General features: G+C 67.0%; 19 protein-coding genes. 8 read left to right on the top strand and 11 right to left on the bottom strand.

Annotation, left to right across the window (positions count from 1 at the left end):
• Positions 1–8 precede the first annotated feature (8 nt).
• Positions 9–2111, bottom strand: coding sequence for a cytochrome c oxidase assembly protein (locus BWQ92_RS00780; RefSeq protein ID WP_076797807.1), 2103 nt, complete (start codon positions 2109–2111; stop codon positions 9–11).
• Positions 2112–2312: 201 nt separating this feature from the next.
• Here BWQ92_RS00780 and BWQ92_RS00775 point away from each other — a divergent pair, with 201 nt between their 5' ends.
• Both BWQ92_RS00775 and BWQ92_RS00770 read left to right on the top strand, forming a co-directional pair.
• Positions 2313–2735, top strand: a complete 423-nt coding sequence (locus BWQ92_RS00775) for an ArsR/SmtB family transcription factor (protein WP_076797806.1) — start codon at positions 2313–2315, stop codon at positions 2733–2735.
• Positions 2736–2780: 45 nt separating this feature from the next.
• Positions 2781–3773 (top strand): cytochrome c oxidase assembly protein, encoded by a 993-nt coding sequence (locus tag BWQ92_RS00770; protein WP_442856742.1) that lies wholly within the window; start codon positions 2781–2783, stop codon positions 3771–3773.
• Positions 3774–3783: 10 nt separating this feature from the next.
• On the opposite strand, the gene BWQ92_RS00765 is transcribed toward BWQ92_RS00770, so the two are convergent.
• Complete coding sequence (locus BWQ92_RS00765) at positions 3784–4392, bottom strand: TlpA family protein disulfide reductase (protein ID WP_076797805.1); 609 nt, start codon at positions 4390–4392, stop codon at positions 3784–3786.
• A gap of 324 nt (positions 4393–4716) precedes the next feature.
• Between BWQ92_RS00765 and BWQ92_RS00760 the strand changes: the two genes are divergently transcribed.
• Complete coding sequence (locus BWQ92_RS00760) at positions 4717–5385, top strand: DUF305 domain-containing protein (RefSeq protein WP_076797804.1); 669 nt, start codon at positions 4717–4719, stop codon at positions 5383–5385.
• 24 nt (positions 5386–5409) lie between these two features.
• The gene (locus tag BWQ92_RS00755; protein ID WP_076797803.1) at positions 5410–6045 is read left to right on the top strand and encodes a DUF3105 domain-containing protein; all 636 of its coding nucleotides are present in this window, start codon (positions 5410–5412) and stop codon (positions 6043–6045) included.
• A 60-nt stretch (positions 6046–6105) separates the two neighbouring features.
• Here the strand turns inward: BWQ92_RS00755 and BWQ92_RS00750 are convergent, their stop codons facing one another.
• From BWQ92_RS00750 to BWQ92_RS00735, 4 genes are read right to left on the bottom strand one after another with little or no spacing between them, the layout of a single operon-like run.
• The gene (locus tag BWQ92_RS00750; RefSeq protein WP_076797802.1) at positions 6106–6855 is read right to left on the bottom strand and encodes a cytochrome c biogenesis CcdA family protein; all 750 of its coding nucleotides are present in this window, start codon (positions 6853–6855) and stop codon (positions 6106–6108) included.
• A 3-nt stretch (positions 6856–6858) separates the two neighbouring features.
• Entirely contained in the window at positions 6859–7350 is a 492-nt protein-coding gene (gene lspA / locus BWQ92_RS00745; protein WP_076797801.1) for a signal peptidase II, read from the bottom strand.
• A gap of 30 nt (positions 7351–7380) precedes the next feature.
• Entirely contained in the window at positions 7381–8244 is an 864-nt protein-coding gene (locus BWQ92_RS00740; RefSeq protein ID WP_076797800.1) for a cation diffusion facilitator family transporter, read from the bottom strand.
• Positions 8241–8585, bottom strand: coding sequence for an ArsR/SmtB family transcription factor (locus tag BWQ92_RS00735; protein ID WP_076797799.1), 345 nt, complete (start codon positions 8583–8585; stop codon positions 8241–8243). The genes BWQ92_RS00740 and BWQ92_RS00735 overlap by 4 nt, the downstream gene beginning before the upstream one ends.
• Positions 8586–8948: 363 nt before the next feature.
• Here BWQ92_RS00735 and BWQ92_RS00730 point away from each other — a divergent pair, with 363 nt between their 5' ends.
• Positions 8949–10265: an ABC transporter substrate-binding protein gene (locus BWQ92_RS00730; protein ID WP_236783062.1), complete on the top strand. Its 1317-nt coding sequence runs from the start codon at positions 8949–8951 to the stop codon at positions 10263–10265.
• A 218-nt stretch (positions 10266–10483) separates the two neighbouring features.
• Here BWQ92_RS00730 and BWQ92_RS00725 read toward each other — a convergent pair whose 3' ends face one another.
• The 4 genes from BWQ92_RS00725 to BWQ92_RS00710 form a co-directional block, all read right to left on the bottom strand.
• On the bottom strand, positions 10484–11326 hold the full coding sequence (locus BWQ92_RS00725; protein WP_076797798.1) for an SURF1 family cytochrome oxidase biogenesis protein: 843 nt from the start codon (positions 11324–11326) through the stop codon (positions 10484–10486).
• Positions 11327–11598: 272 nt separating this feature from the next.
• Positions 11599–12195 (bottom strand): copper resistance CopC family protein, encoded by a 597-nt coding sequence (locus tag BWQ92_RS00720; protein ID WP_076797797.1) that lies wholly within the window; start codon positions 12193–12195, stop codon positions 11599–11601.
• Positions 12196–12405: 210 nt separating this feature from the next.
• Positions 12406–13146, bottom strand: coding sequence for a YcnI family copper-binding membrane protein (locus tag BWQ92_RS00715; RefSeq protein WP_076797796.1), 741 nt, complete (start codon positions 13144–13146; stop codon positions 12406–12408).
• 108 nt (positions 13147–13254) lie between these two features.
• Positions 13255–13884, bottom strand: a complete 630-nt coding sequence (locus tag BWQ92_RS00710; RefSeq protein ID WP_076797795.1) for a hypothetical protein — start codon at positions 13882–13884, stop codon at positions 13255–13257.
• Positions 13885–13985: 101 nt separating this feature from the next.
• Here BWQ92_RS00710 and BWQ92_RS00705 point away from each other — a divergent pair, with 101 nt between their 5' ends.
• Both BWQ92_RS00705 and BWQ92_RS00700 read left to right on the top strand, forming a co-directional pair.
• Positions 13986–14234: a hypothetical protein gene (locus BWQ92_RS00705; RefSeq protein ID WP_157365066.1), complete on the top strand. Its 249-nt coding sequence runs from the start codon at positions 13986–13988 to the stop codon at positions 14232–14234.
• Positions 14221–14904: a metal-dependent transcriptional regulator gene (locus BWQ92_RS00700; protein ID WP_076797793.1), complete on the top strand. Its 684-nt coding sequence runs from the start codon at positions 14221–14223 to the stop codon at positions 14902–14904. Before BWQ92_RS00705 ends, BWQ92_RS00700 begins: the two co-directional genes overlap by 14 nt.
• Before the next feature lie 36 nt (positions 14905–14940).
• On the opposite strand, the gene BWQ92_RS00695 is transcribed toward BWQ92_RS00700, so the two are convergent.
• The gene (locus tag BWQ92_RS00695) at positions 14941–16191 is read right to left on the bottom strand and encodes an Nramp family divalent metal transporter (protein ID WP_076803431.1); all 1251 of its coding nucleotides are present in this window, start codon (positions 16189–16191) and stop codon (positions 14941–14943) included.
• A gap of 456 nt (positions 16192–16647) precedes the next feature.
• Here BWQ92_RS00695 and BWQ92_RS24645 point away from each other — a divergent pair, with 456 nt between their 5' ends.
• A complete protein-coding gene (locus BWQ92_RS24645) occupies positions 16648–17088 on the top strand; it encodes a helicase associated domain-containing protein (RefSeq protein WP_442856741.1) in 441 nt (146 codons plus the stop codon).
• Positions 17089–17502 lie beyond the last annotated feature (414 nt).

Here is a 17502-nt window from a genome sequence, read left to right as displayed (position 1 = left end):
CGGGGCCCTCAGCCATTGCCGCCCCTTCCGGGCGCCGAGCCGTCGCGGTGTTCGAGGCGGGAGAGCATGGCGTTGTAGGCATCGAGGTCGGCGTCGTTGTTCCGGTCTGCGGCGCGGTCCAGCCGGCGCGTCTCGCGCGCATCCGAGCGCGACCATGTGACCGCCACGCCGATGGCGAGCAGAAGCGTCGGGATCTCCCCAATGCCCCACGTGATCGCTCCGGCCTTTTGCTGGTCTTCCAGCGCCGTAGGCCCCCAGTCCCGGCCCAGGGCGGTGAACCACTCGGGTTGGATCAGGGTTGTCGATCCCATCAGGGTGACACCGAAGAAGGCGTGGAAGGCCATGGTGGCCAGGAGCAGCAGCAACCGTAGCGGGTAGGGGGCCCGGCGCGGCACGGGGTCCATTCCGATCATGGACAGGACGAACAGGTAGCCGGTGATCACAAAGTGCACCGTCATCAGTTCATGTCCGGCATGCTCGCGCAGGGCGAAGCCAAAGGCACCGGAGTAGTAGAAGAGGACGATGGAGCCGGCGAAGTTTGCAGCCACGAACAGTGGGTGTGTGACCACCGCCGCGGCCCGGGAATGGACCAGGAGCAGGAGCCATTCGCGGGGCCCGCGGGAACCGTCCCTCCGGGGTCCCAGTGTCCTGAGAGCCAGCGTTACCGGGGCGCCGAGCACGAGGAAAACAGGGGCAATCATCGTCAGTGCCATGTGGTCGAGCATGTGCGCGCTGAACAGTACCCGACCGTAGACGGAGGGCCCGCCGGAGGTGAAGAACACCAGGGCGGCCAGGCCGACGAACCACAGGGCCACCCGCAGCCATGGCCAGTCGTCTCCGCGCCGCCGCAGGCGGATGGCGGCGCGCAGGTACAAATACGCGGCCGCGAGGGCGACGGTGATCCACAGCCAGTCCGGCCGCCATACCGTAAACCAGGTCTGGGTGGTGAGTTCGGGCGGCAGGGGATAGCCGGTGAGGATTTCCGCAGGGGTCAGGGCCGGCCTGGCCTCTTCTCCGCCGGGCGGAGGTGTCCGGCTCAGGGCAGCCGCAAGGCCGCTGGCCGCGGCCATGATCAGCAGTTCGGCCACGATGAAGCGCCAGAGCAGCCACCGGCCGCCGGGACCCGGCTGGGCAGGGGCTTCCAGCGCCGGGATGAGTTTTCTGCGGTGCAGCAGCCCGATCCCGGCCAGGATGAGTGCCGCCACGGTTTTGGCCCCCAGCAACACCCCGTACGGGGAGGCCAGGGCCGGCGGGGACTCCAGGCGGATGGCCGCATTGATGATTCCGGAGCCGACGACCAGGACGAAGGCGAAGCCCGCCAGCGTGGAGAACCGGCGCAGGACATCGGCGGTGTTCTTGCCCAGGGCGGTTCCCGCGACGGTCAGGGCAATAATTCCCCCGACCCACAGGCAGACCCCGAGCAGGTGCAGGGCCAGGGAGTTGATGGCCTGTTCGTGGTCGTTGCCGCCGGCTGCGTGTCCGATGAGCACGACCGGCAGCAACCCTGACAGGGCCAGCAGGGCGGTTGCGGCCAGCCCGCCGGCCGACCTGACGGCAAAGGACAGCGTTGACACCACGGCAGCGATGATGACCACCGAAACCCACGCCCGGCCGGAGGGCAGGTCGGTGATGTAGAACGCGAGCTGGGTGGAAAACTCCTTGCTCCCGCTGATGGGGATACCGGCGATGTCAGCGAAACTGAACACCAGCACGGCCGTGGCCGCAACAGTCCAGAGGACGCTGGCAGCGGCGGCCAGGGCCATGATCCTCGTGAACGCCGGATGTTCGTCTCCGGCAGCTGCGGACAGCGCCGCCCGGGGCGGGGCAGACGGACGGCGCCTGCCCCCGCGAGCGGTGGGCGGGATGATGAACGCCGCGAAAAAGAGCGCGCCGATGGTCGCCGCGGCTGAGAGGTTTTGGAGGGTCTGGGCCACCCCGTAACCCCAGCGCACCACGGCCCCCGGATCCCGGACTTCGGCCGCCAGGACCCCCTGGCCGTAGGCGGTGGCGGCCAGGACGACGGTGAGCGCGACCGCACCGGCTATGGCAAGCCACCGCAGCGGCGGTGATATCGCCCTATTCCCAGTGGCAGTGGGGGCTTTGAGCGCCACAATCAGTCCTTAACGACAGGCCGGACCTGTTCCGAGACGGATCCCCGGGCAGGCCGCGCCGTCTGAGGCGGCACCTCCCAAGATTATCTGTAGAGTTGTTCAGACGACAATCGGAGCCCGCCGCACCCGGTCCTTGGCGGTCCGGTCATGACGGCAGGGACGCGAATGCGAAGCATTCGCAGGTGAAGGTAGCCTTTATGAATGAGCAGAATTACACAGGCTCCCGCGACCGGGGCAGGCCGGCAAAGCGACTGCAGCGTGCGGCTGGTCGACGCGGACCGGGTCGAGGCGGTGAAGTCACGGATGCCTGCCGAATCCGATGTGGCGGACCTTGCGGTCATCTTCACACTGCTCTCGGATCCGGGCAGAGTCCGGATCCTCATTGCCCTGCTCGAAGGCGAGATGTGTGTCTGCGATCTGGCCGCGACCACCGGGTTGAGCGAATCAGCCGTCTCCCACGCACTGCGGCTGCTGAGGGGTCCCCGCGTGGTGGCCGTCCGCCGCGCCGGCCGGATGGCCTACTACTCCCTGGCGGACGCGCACGTCAGGATGCTGCTGGACCTGGGCCTGACGCACGTCGGGCATACCGGCCAGGAACGGCTAAAGATCGTCGGCAACCACTAAACCCCGGCCCCGTACTGCCGGGCATCCGGAGTACCGGGGCCCGGCATGCTTGAAACCGCCGTGTCCGATTCCGGAATGACAGGGCCGGTCTGGCTCCCCTCCCTGCCACCGACGCTGGGGGAGTACCTTGCCCCCAACCTGCAACCGGTGCCCCTCATCCCTGTCCTGACGGCTCTTGCAGCGCTCTGTTATCTGGCCGGCGCGGTGAAACTGTGGCGGGGCGGACGCGGCTGGTCCGTGGTACGGACCGCTTCGTTCCTGGTCGGGTGCGTGGCGGTCATCGTCGTCATGGGTGCCGGCCTTGAGGGCTATGGGCTGAAGATGTTCTCGGTTTTCATGTTCCAGCAGCTGACGTTGATGATGGCGGTGCCGCCGTTGCTGGTCATCGGTTCGCCCGGAACCCTGCTGCTGCGGGCCACGCCACACAACCGGATCGGCCGGCCGGTTCTTAGGGCCGCGATCTGGGGTCTTCGTTCGCGCTGGGGCCGGATGGCGATCCACCCGGCCTTCATGGTTCCGTTGTTCCTGCTCAGCTTTTACGGGGTGTACTTCTCCGGGCTGGCCGATTTCCTGCTGCCGAACTGGTACGGCCATGTCGGGCTGGAGCTGCTGTTCCTGCTGGCCGGCATCCTGTTCACCGTTCCCCTGATTTCTGCCGACCCTTTGCCGGCCAGGCAGACCCATTTCGGCAGGCTGGTGGACATCTTCGCCGAGATGCCGCTGCACGCGTTTTTCGGTGTGGTGATCATGATGGCAACCGCACCGATGGTCTCTTTCTTCTCCGACCCGCCAGCGGGCTGGAAGGTTGATCCGATGCAGGACCAGGGCGTGGCCGGCGGCCTGGCCTGGTCCTATGGGGAGCTGCCGGGGGTGCTGTTGCTGATGTTCATCCTGGTCCGTTGGCAGCGGGACGAGGCCCGTGGCTGGGTGCGCGCGGAGCGGGCAGCCGCAGCTGACGGCACGCCGGACCTTGACGCCTACAACGACTATCTGGGGCGGCTCGCAGAGCGGTCCGAAGCGCGCCGGGGCAGGAATTAGGACGCGCCGCTCAGGCGGCTGCGGAAGTGATCAAGGCCTTCAGGGTGCTCTTGCGCGAGATGCCCAGGATGCGGGCGCTGACCCGGCCCCGGGTATCCAGGACGAGCGTGGTCGGCACCGCCCGGGGCGGAACGTACTGCGTCATGGCCAGCAGCACGGCACCGTCGCTGTCATCGAAGCTGGGATATTTCACCGCGAACGTCCGCTCGAACGCAGCCGCCGTTTTGGCATCATCGCGGACATTGACACCGTAAAACAGCACATTTTTGCCTGTGAATTCCTCGTGCAGGGCGCTCAGGTCCGGCGCTTCGGCCCGGCAGGGCCCGCAGGCCGCGTACCAGAAGTTAAGCACCACCACCTTGCCGGCCCAGTCCGCGGAGGACACGGTTTCACCGCTGAAGAGCTGGCCGCTGAGGGCGACGGCGGGGCCGCGGTTCTCCGGAGGGTATTCGTTGACCGAGCCGTCCCCTGCGATGTAGTTCTTGTTATCCCCGGCACGCGCCTGGGCGGCGAGGCCGTCCTCCTGCGCGCATCCGGCCAGAACCAGGACCGCGGCGCCGAGGCCGAGAATGCTCCGGCGCCGGGAGGCGGGTGCCTTTGGACCATTTGGTATGAACATATCCACAGACGTGATGGTACGGGGAGTGCGGGGATAGCCCCAAAAAGAACGCGTCGGTCATGGACGTGCCGGGGAAATCGGAATTGTGCGGGCGGCGGCGTTCCGGTTACTGTTTGATTCAGGCTTTCGTGTACTGACAATCCCCTGGACCGAGGCCGGAATCCAGGCCACGGGGGCGCCTCCGCCACGGACCTGATGCCCCGGTGCCGGCTGAAAGGACTACGTGCGACCAACATCCCGCCATCTGCACTGCCTGCCATGCCAAGGACCGGCCATGGACGGTCCGGGGAACCGGCACCCTGGGGTGAAGGCAGGGACCGGCGCATGAGTCCTGCCGGTGGGGCCGGTGTTCCGCCGCGGGTTCGTGCGCCGGTCCGGGCCTGGGCCCGGTGGGTGCTCTTGGTGGCAGTGGTCCTGATCGCTGCTCTTGTGTCCTTCGCCCTCGGGCGGCTCTCTGCAGGTGAGGAATCCGTCTCCGACACGGGGGCGGATGCCGGGTTCTCCCGCGACATGCAGGCCCACCATGCCCAGGCCGTTGAGATGGCGCTGCTGGTGCGGGACAAATCCGCCAACGCCGAGATCCGGGCGATCGCCTACGATATCGTCACGACCCAGCAGCAGCAGAACGGCCAGATGTTCGCATGGCTCCGGGACTGGGGCCTCTCCCAGGCGCGGTCACAGGAGCCGATGGCCTGGATGGGGACCGGCCACGGAACCGCCCCATCACACGGGGACGGAAACCGGCCCGGTGAGGCCCGCATGGAAGGCATGGCGTCGACGGCCCAGATGCAGGCCTTGCGCACATCCTCCGGTCCGGCAGCGGACCGGCTCTTCACCGAACTGATGGTCCGCCACCACCGGGGCGGGGTGGTCATGGCGACGGCCGCTGCCAGACTGGCCAAGACGGCCAAGGTCAGGGAACTGGCCACCGGGATCGTTGCGGCCCAAACCGCTGAAATCAACGCCCTGGAAGAGCTGCGCGGCAGACTCTGACCCACCACAAGAAAGCGAGAACCCGTGCCCGGACCCAGGAAAACCCCCGAGGAACGTAAAGCCATCGTCCAGGCAGCCCTGGCCAGGCAGCGCCGGGCCGACCGGCGCCGAGCCTGGCTGATCTGGGGATCCGGCGCGGTACTGGTCCTCTCCCTCGTTGCCGCGGTTGCCTTCGTCCTTGTGGGGGAGGTGCAGCAGCGCGAGCAAATTCGGGCCGAAGCTGCCCGGCCGGTGGAAGGCGAGCAGGATTTCCCGGACCAGTCCAGGAACCACACCAGCGAGGAAGTCAGCTACCCCCGGACCCCTGCGACCGGCGGGGACCATGCACCGGTGTGGACGAACTGCGGCATTTACACCGCCCCGGTCACGCAGACGCGGGCTGTGCACTCGCTTGAACATGGCGCGGTGTGGATCTCGTACCGCCCGGACCTGCCCAAGGCCGACATTGACCGGCTGACCGCGCTGGCCGGCGGGCAGGAGTACTTGCTGCTCAGCCCCGTCCAGGACCAGCCCTCACCCGTGATGGCCACCGCATGGGGAAAGCAGCTCGCCGTGGACAGCTCCGGGGACGGCCGGCTCCCGTCCTTCATAAAAAAATACGTGCAGGGCCCGCAGACCCCCGAACCGGGCGCTGCCTGCACCGGCGGCGTCCCGGGCTAGGAAGGGCGAGCGGTGCAGGGGAGTAGCCGCTGCGCCCCTGCCCGCTCCCTTTTGCGGCCCCTACACCGGTGTGATGAAGGTGCCGGCGAGGTTTTGGATTTGGTAGATCCATCGGACCCAGATCCCGGAGACCATGAGGATGCCCAGCACCATGAGCATGACCGCGCCGCCGATGTTCACGGCACGGATGTGCCTGCGAATGACGGCCAGGGCCTGGGTAACCCAGTTCAGGCCCAGGGCAACCAGAACAAAGGGGATCCCGAGGCCCAGGCAATAAGCGAATGCCAGCACTGCGCCGCGCCAAGCGCTGCCCGTGGTGACGCTGAGGCTGAGGACAGCGCTGAGCGTCGGGCCCATGCAGGGCGTCCATCCCAGGCCGAACACGATGCCAAGGACCGGCGCGCCGGCCAGCCCGCCCTGGCCGGGAAGCCGGAACTTCCGGGTCTGCTGCAGCCAGGAAAACCGGCCCAGCAGGACCAGGCCCATGAGGATCACCAGGACCCCCATGGCCCTCATCAGCGGATCCTGCCAGCGGACCAGCCACACTCCGACCGCTCCGAACGCGGCCCCGTACAGGGTGAAGACGGCGCCGAAACCGAGGATGAACAGCATGACCCCGGCAAGGACGCGGCGTCTGTTCCGTGGCTGGCCAGGGTCGGTCAGGCCGGAGACGAAACCCAGGTAGCCGGGAACCAGCGGAAGGATGCACGGGGAAAGGAATGAGACCAGTCCTGCCGCCGCGGCCAGCGGCAGGGCCAGGGCCAGGGCGCCGGAGGTGACGATGGAAGCGAAGTACTCGCCGATGCCCACCGCTCAGTTGCCGTTCCGGGCCGCGGAAGGCCCGAGCAAGGATCCAAGAGCCAGCAGTCCGGCCCCGGTGACGACGAAGACATCGGCTAGGTTGAACGTTGGGAACCAGCCCGTGTGCAGGTAATCAACGACGCCGGCCCCGTCCAGGCGGTCGGCGAGGTTCCCCAGCGCCCCGCCAAGCAGCAGGGCTGCACCAACGAGGGACGGGACGCTCAGCCGTGGTGCGGTGCGGACCAGGAAGAGAGCCAAGACGGCCACGATGCCGGCGGTGACCCCGGCGACCGTCCACGGGGACAGGGCAGCGCCAAGGCTGAAGGCAACACCGGTGTTGTAGGCGAGCCGCAGGTTGAACAGTCCATAATCAAGAACCTCCCCCTGACTCAGGCCTGCCACAACTGCGGTCTTGACCAGCAGGTCCAGTGATGCCAGCACTCCTGCGGCGACAGCCAACACGGCCCTTGGCCGAAGCCGTCGCTTTGAGGTTCCGTCACTCATGCCGGAATTCCTGTAACTGTCATCCATGGTTCAGTCTGCCTTGCCCACCGCGGGCAAGGACCCCGCTGGAGCGGTCGCGGGACCGCACCCGTCACAGCATCCCCGGGCCGTGGCACCGGTGGAGGACAGGTAAACGTTCACTGGGCCACCTGCCCTCTGCAGTTCGGGGCCGGCCGTGGCAGCGACGTCCAGTCCGGCGGGAACGGCAGCAACCGGTGGCGCACAGCAGTCTGCTGCCACAGACCGCCCCGGGGCGGTCGCCGTCTGTGGGACGGCGCAGCAGATGTCGCCGCGCCAGGCGCTGAGTCCTTCACGGACGGCGATCACGGCGATGACCAGGGCAGCGCCCGAGTCGGCCCACCACCAGCCGAACATGCTGTTGAGTACCAGCCCTGCCAGCAGGACGGCAGACAGATAGGTGCAAAGGAGCGTCTGCTTGGAATCGGCCACTGCGGTCCGGGATCCTGCCTCCCGGCCGGCACGGCGCTGCAGCCAGGACAAGACGGGCATGATGGCCAGGCTCAGGGCCGCGATCACTATGCCCGGCGTGGAGGGCTGCGCTACGCCGCCGCCGGTGAGGGACCGGATGGCGTCAAAGCTGACGAACGCCGCCAGGGCGAAGAAAGAGATGGCGATGATCCGCAGCGTCAGCGCTTCGCGGTGGTCGGGATTTCTTGACGAAAACTGCCAGGACAGGGCAACCGCGGAGGCCACCTCGATGACCGAGTCCAGACCGAAACCGATCAGAGCAGATGAATCGGCCGCCCCTCCTGCCCAGAGGGCGACGACCGCTTCAGTGACGTTGTAGGTGATGGTCGCAGCCGCGAAGAGCCGGATGCGCCGGTTGAGGACCTCCCGGCGGGACTGGTTGAGTTCAACGGAGACCGTGGTCATGCCAGGCACCGCCCGTCGGGTGCGCAGCAGGCCGGGTCCACAGCAAGCACAACGCCGATCAGGTTCCTGATGGCGTGGCCAAGCCGCGCATCTGCGAGCTGGTAGCGGCTGCGCCGCCCATCCGGAACCGCCAGCACCAGGCCACAGCCGCGCAGGCATGTGAGGTGGTTGGAGATGCTCTGCCGGGACACTCCCAATGAGTCCGCAAGATCGGAAGGGTAGGCCGGAGCGTCAGCGAGGGCCAGCAGGATCCTCGCCCGGGTGGGGTCGGAAATGGCATGACCGAACCTGGCCAGCACCGGTGCCTGCGCCAGAACCCGCGCGTGAGTGAGCGTTTCCATCCTCCCAAAGTACATCCTTGCGTGTATAGAGGGCAAAAATCATCTCCTGTTGCTGCGGGCAGCGGAAGGCCCTGCTTTCAGCTGTCCCCTCCTTTCATGGCACCCGTCAAGCCACCGGCTGCCGGGGAACCCCGCACCGCCTGTCCCTGCTGACAGCCGGGCCGTGACTGGATACGCTTGACGCACAGGTCTCCCAGTTGGGCGCGGGTCGCCACGTGGTGCGTGCGTTCATTTTCGGGCAGTGCACGGCAGGAGCGCCAGGTGAATCGGACCAGAAGCAAAGCCAGGGTGGGCAGCGTTCTAGCGGCTGTGTCCTTGACGGCGGCCTTTCTGGTCTCCTGCACACCTGGCAGTGGCCCGAATGTGATTCCGCAGCATCAGGATCAGCTCAACATCACGGTCTGGACCACCGAGGCGCTTCCGGACCGGATGGCCAAGGTGCGCGCCATAAGCGACGGCTTCACCGCCGCCACCGGCGTGAAAGTGAACCTCGTCGGCGTTCCCTCGCACCGCTTCAACCAGGTCTTGACGTCCTCGGCCGCCTCCGGTGACCTTCCCGACGTGATGGCTTCCCTGTCGCTAGGGCAGGTCCGGACCATGGCGGCCGCCGGCCACATCGATTACAAGGCAAACGCCGCCATTGTGGGCAACCTTGGCGAAAGAACGTGGGCCCGCCGTTCACTTGAACTGACGCGCGACGGCGAACGGCAGCTGGCCGTGCCCGGTTCAGCCTGGCAGCAGGTGCTGTACTACCGGAAAGACCTGTTCGCGAAGGCGGGTTTGTCGGCACCACAGACCTATGCGGACATCGTTGCGGCGGCCAGGAAACTGGATTCCCCGCAGCTGGCCGGCATAGTTGCGGCCAACAGGACCGGCCAGGTGTTCACCCAGCAGTCCTTCGAGCATATTGCGCAAGGCAACGGGTGCGAGATGGTCGATGCGGAGGGCGCCATAGCGTTCGACAGCCCCCAGTGCGTGGCGGCGCTCAGTTTCTACCGCGACATGCTCAAGGACTATTCCGTGCCCGGCGTCCAGGACATCGACTCGGTGCGAACCTCCTACTTTGCCGGTAAGGCGGCCATGGCCATCTGGTCCACGCACCTGCTGGATGAGCTGGCCGGCATGCGCACGGATACACGGCCGAGTTGCCCGGAATGCAAGACGGACCCGCTGTTCCTGGCCCGCAACACCGGGGTAGCGGCCGGCATCCAGGGGCCTGACGGCCAACGACCGGCCCGGTTTGGTGAGGTAGCCTCGTGGACCGTGACGGCGGACTCGGACAGTGAGCCAGCCCGCCGGTTCGTCGAGTACTTCCTCACTAACGGATACGCCGAGTGGCTGGCCATTGCCCCTGAGGAACGGATTCCGGTTCGCTCCGGCAGCACTACCAGCCCGGCCGAATACACGGAGGCCTGGAAGTCCCTCCCGGTGGGAGCGGGCAGCGCCGACCCGCTCGGCAGCGTCTACGGCAATGACGTTCTCTCAACCCTGTTGGCAGGGCCCAAGGACCTGGAACACTGGGGGCTCGTCAATGGCCGCGGCGACCTTGCCGGCGCCGCAACGGCGGAACTGTCCATCGCCAAGGCCGTCAGTGACGTCGCGGCCGGCCTGACTGGGCCAAAAGCTGCTGCCGTCAAGGCCGCCACATCCCTCCGGTCGACCCTGGGTTCGCTGAAGTGAGCCCTTGTGAGCCTGTCGAAACCGGGGAATCCACCTGCGGTTGTCATCTCCGCGCCATGGCGCTGCCATCCCCTTTAGCTCCCCTGCCACGGTCGTTGCCGTTGGCGCTGTCTGTCCCCTGACCGCGGCGGGCCGACGCGGGGGCCTCAGCAATCAATACTCGCGGGAAGCCGCAGCAAGGAATCGAGTACCATCCGTCCTGCATTGGCGGCGGTGGGTTAGAGGCCCAGGCGGTCCAGAAGATCGTCCTCCTCTTCACCACGGCCCCTGCGCCTGGGCTGCTGCGGGGGCCGGGCGGGGGATCGGGTGGCAACGGAGGGTTCCTGCTCCTCGCGGGCGATTCGCGCCTGTTGCCGGGCCACATAGCCGAATCCGACAAACGCCAGCACGCCGAAGGTGATCCACTGCATGGCGTAGGAAAGGTTGGAGCCTTCCTGGACGGAGGGCAGGGCCAGGGGCTGCGGAGCCTCGGCCGGTCGCGGCGACTCCGAGGCCATCACACCATAGCTGCCGGTCAACAACGGATAGTCCAGTTGCCGGGCGTATCCCGGTAAATCCACGCTGGCCAGTTGACCGGCGGGGGCTCCGCGGTCAAGTGCAGGCTCCGAGGGCTTGATCCGGACGACCGCGGAGACGTTACCGCGCGGCGGCGCGGGCACGGCGTCCGGGTAGCCCGAGCGGACGTTGCCGATCGGAAGCCACCCCCGGTTAATGGCGATGGTCTCGCCGGAGGTTAAACGGAACGGGACGAGCACCTCGTACCCCGGCGCGGAATTGTTCGGCCGGTTCCTGACGATTCGTTGGTCTGCGGCAAGGTACCGGCCGCTGACCGAGACGGTAGTCCACTTTGCCTCCGCCTCCGCCACCTCGAATAACTGGCGGACCTCCTCGAAGGGCACAGGACTCTTGTCGTAGTTCTGCTGAACCCTGCGGATTTCGGCTACCGCCTGGTTCCGTCGATCCATCTGCCAGTTTCCCAACGCAACACAGATAGCGGCGAACAGCGCCGCCATCAAGAAGATGCCCAGCCAGCGCCAGGACAGGAGGAACCTGTAAGTCACAGCCGGACCGGCTGAGCGGACAAAAGCCCGGGGACTCCGGACAGCATCAGCGTAGAGGGTTGACCGTGTCCGATAGAGGCGCAGTCGGGCAGGGAGCGATTCTTACTGGGGTGGCACACCAGTCCAGCTTAGCCCGGAGGGACTTCACCGGGCCGCCGCTGCCCGCTTCTTACGTACGTCCCGAACCTGGACCGTCCTGATTGGCGGCCTGCGTCAGCCGCCCCGGGTCCGCGTCTGCCGGGCCAGTTAGGTCACCGGCAGACGCGTGACCGCTACTTCTTGCCGGCGGCCTTTCTCATCCGCATTACCAGGAATCCTGCGAGGAGAAGAGCTGCGGCGCCGACAGTAACAGCTATCGTCGCTGCGCCGCTGTCCGCTCCCGGGTTCTGCTCCGCTGCGGGCGTGGCGGCAGCAGGTGGCACAGTGGCGGTGGAAGTCGCCGCAGCTGAGCCTCCCGGCTTCGTACGGGCCGCCGATGGATCCTGAACTGTGAAGGAATAGCTGCCCTGGATCGGGTGGCCGTCTGAGGAGACCGTTCGCCACACCACCTTGTAGGGTCCGTTGCTGCCCTTGTCGATTTTCGTGGAAATGGTGGCGCCACTGACGGCGACCTTTCCGTTGCTGAGGGCTTTGCCCGTGGCGTCGGTGACGGTGATGATGCTGAGGTTCAGCTCCTCTGAATTCATGGGCGGCTCGGACATGGTCAGGGACACGGTCCCGGGGGCGGCGGTGACGGTGGCGTTTTCCGCAGGTGCCGTCGATTGGACGGCATCGTGGGCGAACGCCGGTGCGGCGGAGAGCAGGCCGAACCCGGCCGCAGCCGCGAGGGCCAACGTGGAGAGGAGTCGCATGCGCTTGGGTGTTGTCATGGTGCTTTGCTGCAATTCTGGTCTGGGGGTGGTGTTTCCGCTGCTGGGTGCCCGGGGGTGGCTGCAAGCCGGTCCATGACGGGGACGGCGGGCAGCAAATGCCGCCAGCCGTCCCCGAATCCGCGGACACCTTCGTGCGCGAGGGTGCTGGTTGGGTGCCTGGCCTGTCATGCCCGCGGCTTCATGCCGCGGGCCGAGGCGGCCTTGCTGTCAGCTCCTTGTCCTGCGCGCCTGGAACAGGGCGGCAGCGCCTGTGGCAAGGCCGAGGATCCCCGCGGCCAAGGCCGCCCAGGTCAGGCCCTGGGTGGTGTTGTCGGCTGTGACGGCGGCCGCGGGCTGGGTTGCCTGTTCTGCGGCTGCGGCTGCGGCTGCGGGTTCAGCGTGAGCGCCTTCGGCTGCGGCGGCAGTGGTAACGAAGGAGGGGGCGGGGTCCTGTGGCTCGTCCTGGCCTTCAACCGCCGGGTCGTCCCAGTTCCGGACACTTCCGTCCGAGTAGGTCTGCACGATCGGCAGCATGACCGTGGTGCCGGACTTGGGAAGCCGTCCGGCGAAAATCGAGAAGGTCTGGTACTGCTGATCCGACAGCTGGTGCTGGGGGTCAGTGGCGGTCCACGTCACGGACAGCGGCGCTTCCGTGACCGTCGCGCCGTTCACGGTCACGGGCTTGGGCAGCTTGCCTTTGACGATCTGGGCTGTCCAGCCGGCAACGGGTTTGGCCCGGACGGAGCTGAACGGCGTGGAGACGGGCAGATCGACCTTGATCTTTGTGGTCTTGGCGGTCTTGGACTCGCTGGGAACCCTGAAGGTCAGCTGGGTTGAGCCGCCTTCTGCCGTGGCCTCAGGCGTTACTTCAATGTGGGCGGACGCCGCTCCGAGGCCGAGGCTCATCAGGGCAGCGGTAGCGGCGCCGGCTGCGGCGATCTTCAAGGTGCGTGGGTGTGTCAGTGGCATGGGAATGTCCTTCACTGGGGCCGCCCCACGTGGGATATGTCGGGTGGGGCGGCGGAAAAAGAAAAGTAGGGGGCGGAAAAAGGCGTGCGGCCTCCGGGCGCTGCTGAGTCAGAGCGACCGGGCGGGGAGGAGGGCGCCGCCGGGCGAGGGCGGGCCGCGGATGCCGTCGCCGCGCAGATTCCGCCAAGGCAGCAGGGCAGGGTCCGGGGCGGGGCCCGAGAGCACCGGCCGGCAACCGGGCACGGGAGCGGGCTGGAGGAAACGCGTCAGTGGCCGCAGCCACGCGGCAAGCTGCCACAGGGCGGCTTCGGCCCTGCCCAGCAGGACAGCAGTCACGGCGGTAGCGCAGAGGTGCGCCAGCGACATGGAATATCCAGCGGACTCGTGGATAGGGACAGCTGAGGCGGGGGACTGACACAGGAGGCCGGCCGTTTGGACTGTGTGGTGCGCTGCGCTGTCGGAGAAGGAATCGGCGTGGCAGCCGGCCCGGTTGGAAAGGGCATTGAGTGCCCCGTGCAGCAGGATCTGCCCACCGGCAAGAACGGCCGCGATCTTTCCCAGGGAAAGCTGCCTGCCGGCCAGGGACATCACACCGGCCATGACGATGGCAATCAGGGCCAGCGAAATATCCGGAGACGGAAGGATGCCTCCACCGAGGACATGCGCACCGGCGGCCAGCGCAAACACTGTCCCGGTCACGAGGAGGGAACGGAAGAGCCGTAACCCGCCTACAGCCATCGTCGCCTCCATTCCATCAAGGTTACAGGCCTGACCCGAGACCCAGAGTGCGGGCACCACCTTCCAAAAACCTTGCGTACGGGGTCCCCCTTCCAAAGCCCATGCCGAGCAGTGCCCGGCCGTCACGGACCGGAGTAACGTCCGTGACGGCGCGGACCGTCGTCGCCACCACCGGTGCCGGAGGCTCGGGCACCTATGTCATCAACGATGACGACCCGGAAGCTATCGCCACCGGAAACACTCTCAGCATCCGGTCGGTCCCTGCACAGGGAGACAGCTTCACCGGTTCCTTCACCGTGAGGGAAAGCAGCCGGCCCCGTTGCTACGATCAGGGTCATGCCGGTGTCTGACCTGACCTCCTCCGCCCAGGACTACCTGAAGTTCATCTGGTCAGCTGCTGAGTGGTCAACGGAGGATGTGACCGTCGGACGCATTGCCGAGGGGTTGGGCCTTGGCGCGTCCACCGTGTCTGAGGCTGTGCGGAAACTTGCCGGCCGGGGGCTCGTGACACACATGCGGTATGGGAGCGTCAAACTGACCGCCGAGGGCCGTGATCTGGCGGTGATGGTGGTCCGCCGGCACCGGCTGCTGGAAACCTTCCTGATCCAGTTCCTCGGTTACGGCTGGGACGAAGTTCACCAGGAAGCCGAGGTGCTCGAGCACGCGGTATCCGAGACGTTCCTCGCCCGGATCGATGAGCTGCTGGGCCACCCGGCACAGGATCCGCACGGTGACCCGATCCCGTCCGCCGAAGGCCGGTACCAGAGGCCTGAGGCGGTGCAGCTCACCGCCGCAGCGCCCGGCCAGAAGGTCACCATCTACCGGGTGTCGGACGCTGACGCCGCACTCCTGCGCTACTTGGCGGGGCTTGGGCTCACCCCGGGCGCGGAGCTCTTAATAGGAGAACGGGGGGCCTTCTCGCACGGAACGACTGTTCGGCTCGCCGGGCAGGATCAGGACACCGCGCTGGGGGCACAGGCGTCCGACGCCTTGTGGGTAGTCTTTTCCACGCGACCCTGACCCCGGCCGGTGGGGATACCGGCGCGCTGCCTGGTGTCAGGACTGGCCGGTGAGGGTCAGGGTGATCAGCACACAGTTCAGGCCGACGATCAGAGTGGCGCTGGTCCAGCCGGCGATCTTGAGGGCCTTGGAGTCGGTGTGGATGCCCATGACCTCGCGTTTGCCGGTGAGGCGGATCAGTGGGATCAGGGCGAAGGGGATGCCGAAGCTGAGCAGTACCTGGCTCAGGACCAGGGCGAGTGTGGGTTCGATGCCCGCGCCGAGGATAAGCAGGGCCGGGATCAGGGTGATCACCCGGCGGGTGAGCAGCGGAATCCGGACCTTCAGCAGGCCGCCCATGATGGTCGCGCCCGCGTAGCAACCGACGGATGTGGACGCCAGTCCGGATGCGAGCAGCCCGATCGCGAACACCACGCCGATGGCCGGGCCGAGTGCGGCGGTGACGGCGGCGTGGGCGCCGGCGATGGTGTCGGTTCCCTCGATGCCGCGCAGGCTGGACGCGGCCAGCAGAAGCATCGAAATGTTCACCACGCCGGCGAGCAGCAGGGCGCCGATAACGTCGAAGCGGGTGGCCCGGATCAGACGGGTCCGTACCGCCGGGTCTTCGGAGAAGCCGTGCCGGTCCCGGGCCAAGGCGGAGTGCAGGTAGATCGCGTGCGGCATCACCGTCGCGCCGAGCATGCTGGCCGCCAGCAGGACCGTGTCCGTTCCCTCAAAGCGGGGCAGCAGTCCGCCGAGGGCGCTGCCGCCGTCGGGTGGGTTGACGAACAAACCGGACACGAAGCCAACGGCAATGATCCCGAGCAGGATCAGGATGGCGTACTCGAAAGACCGCTGGCCCCGGGCCGTCTGCAGGGCCAGCAGCAACATCGACGCCAGGCCGATGATGATCCCGCCGGCGAGCAGCGGAAGTCCGAAGAGCAGGTTCAGGGCCACGGCGCCGCCAATCACCTCTGCCATGTCGGTGGCGCCTGCAACGATCTCGGCCTGAGCCCAGTAGAGCCGCCGGCGCCGGGTGCCGAGCCGCTTTCCGAGGATTTCCGGCAGGCTTAGCCCCGTGGCCAGGCCGAGTTTTGCCGACTGGTACTGCACCAGCACGGCCATCGCGTTCGCCACGACCAGAACCCACACCAGCAGGTATCCGTAACTGGCCCCGGCCGTCAGGTTCGCGGCAACGTTCCCGGGGTCCACATAGGCGATGGCGGCGACGAACGCCGGGCCCAGCAGCAGAAGCCGGGACCAGACCCGGCCAGTAGCCGGACGTAGCTGAAGGGTGGGGGTGGCCATCATCGCTCCTCGCCATTGTGGTGTCGAAGACGAGAATACCGTAAATTTAGGCACACCGAAAAATTGCTTTGAGGGAGGCCGCGCAAACACTGTCGGAAGACCCGGGGTCATGGGGCCATTGCCTGGAGGCGCCCCAGCTAACAGCGAAGGCCCCGTCCTCGCCTTCCAAGGCTCGATGTGCCGCAGGGGCGTGGGGAGCGCGCCTTTCTATCTCTCGCATTCTTGAATCTTCCTGTAGGGTTTCCCGACAGGAATCCTGGTGCCCGGGCCAGCAAAGGAGCGACCGCAGGTGAGTTCAGTTTGAGTTCAGTACCGCGTGAGTCCGTCGAGGAACCCAATACCCGGCGGCGGGGATCCCGCCAGCCCTCCGGTGAGCCGACTGGCAGTGCGCTTACGGGGCAGCCACCGGCCCCGGCAGCAGGCGGAGTTGCAGTGACACCACGGGGGTTGGCCCGGATGAACGATGTGATCAGGCTTGTTCAGCAGACAGGACGATACCCCTCCTCCGCATCCCTGGATGCACATGAGCGAAACCTTGCGACGTGGCTCAGACGCCGCCGCCGGGAGGCCGAGACCGGAGCTTTAGCATCAACCTTTCTCACCGGTTTGGCTGTGCTGCCCGAGTGGCAGGTCACCCCCCGGTCAACGGGCGACGCAGCCCGCTGGCGTGGGCGGCTGGAAGCGCTGGTTGTTTACCGTTCCTCGGGCCAGGACTGGCCCCGGCACCGGGGCGCGGCCAGCGCGGAGGAGCACCAGCTGGGGGTTTGGATCCACACGCAGCGGTTCATGCTGCGCCGCGGCTCCCTTGATGCAGCCAAAATTCAGGCTTTGGATGCCGCCTTGCCGGGTTGGCGGACCGGGAGGCGAAGCGGGCGCAAACCGGCACAGGATGTGTAAGGGGCTCTGAGGCTCACTCACCGTGCAGCGTGCTGCAGCCTGGCGCTGGGTGGATCGGTCGGTGCCGGCCTCCTGCGGCGGCTTCCCGGGACGCCGGTACGTGTCCTGACGTGATGGGCGGCAATTCCCGGTATCAGCCGCAGTGCCAGAACGTTACACGACCCCCCGGGGTTCTGCGAAGGTCACGGGAATCAGCTTGGCAGAGGAGGCTTCCTGTGTCCCCTTTGCTGCTTTCAGTTCCTGAAGGAATCAGCCGACAACGGCTCCCGGCGCCGGGGCCTCACCCCGGACGGCTGTGAAAGGCTCGGCGCCTGCGGGAGTCCAGCCTTTCACTCCTCTATGGGGATTTTCCGCACGCGGGCCTCTTCGTGGCTTCCTGCGCGGGAGAAGGTGGCGGTCCGAGGTTCACCGGCA

This window comes from Arthrobacter sp. QXT-31, assembly GCF_001969265.1.
Classification (GTDB): domain Bacteria; phylum Actinomycetota; class Actinomycetes; order Actinomycetales; family Micrococcaceae; genus Arthrobacter.
Note: the sequence above shows the minus strand (reverse complement) of the source record. Positions and strands in the feature narration are given on the sequence as shown.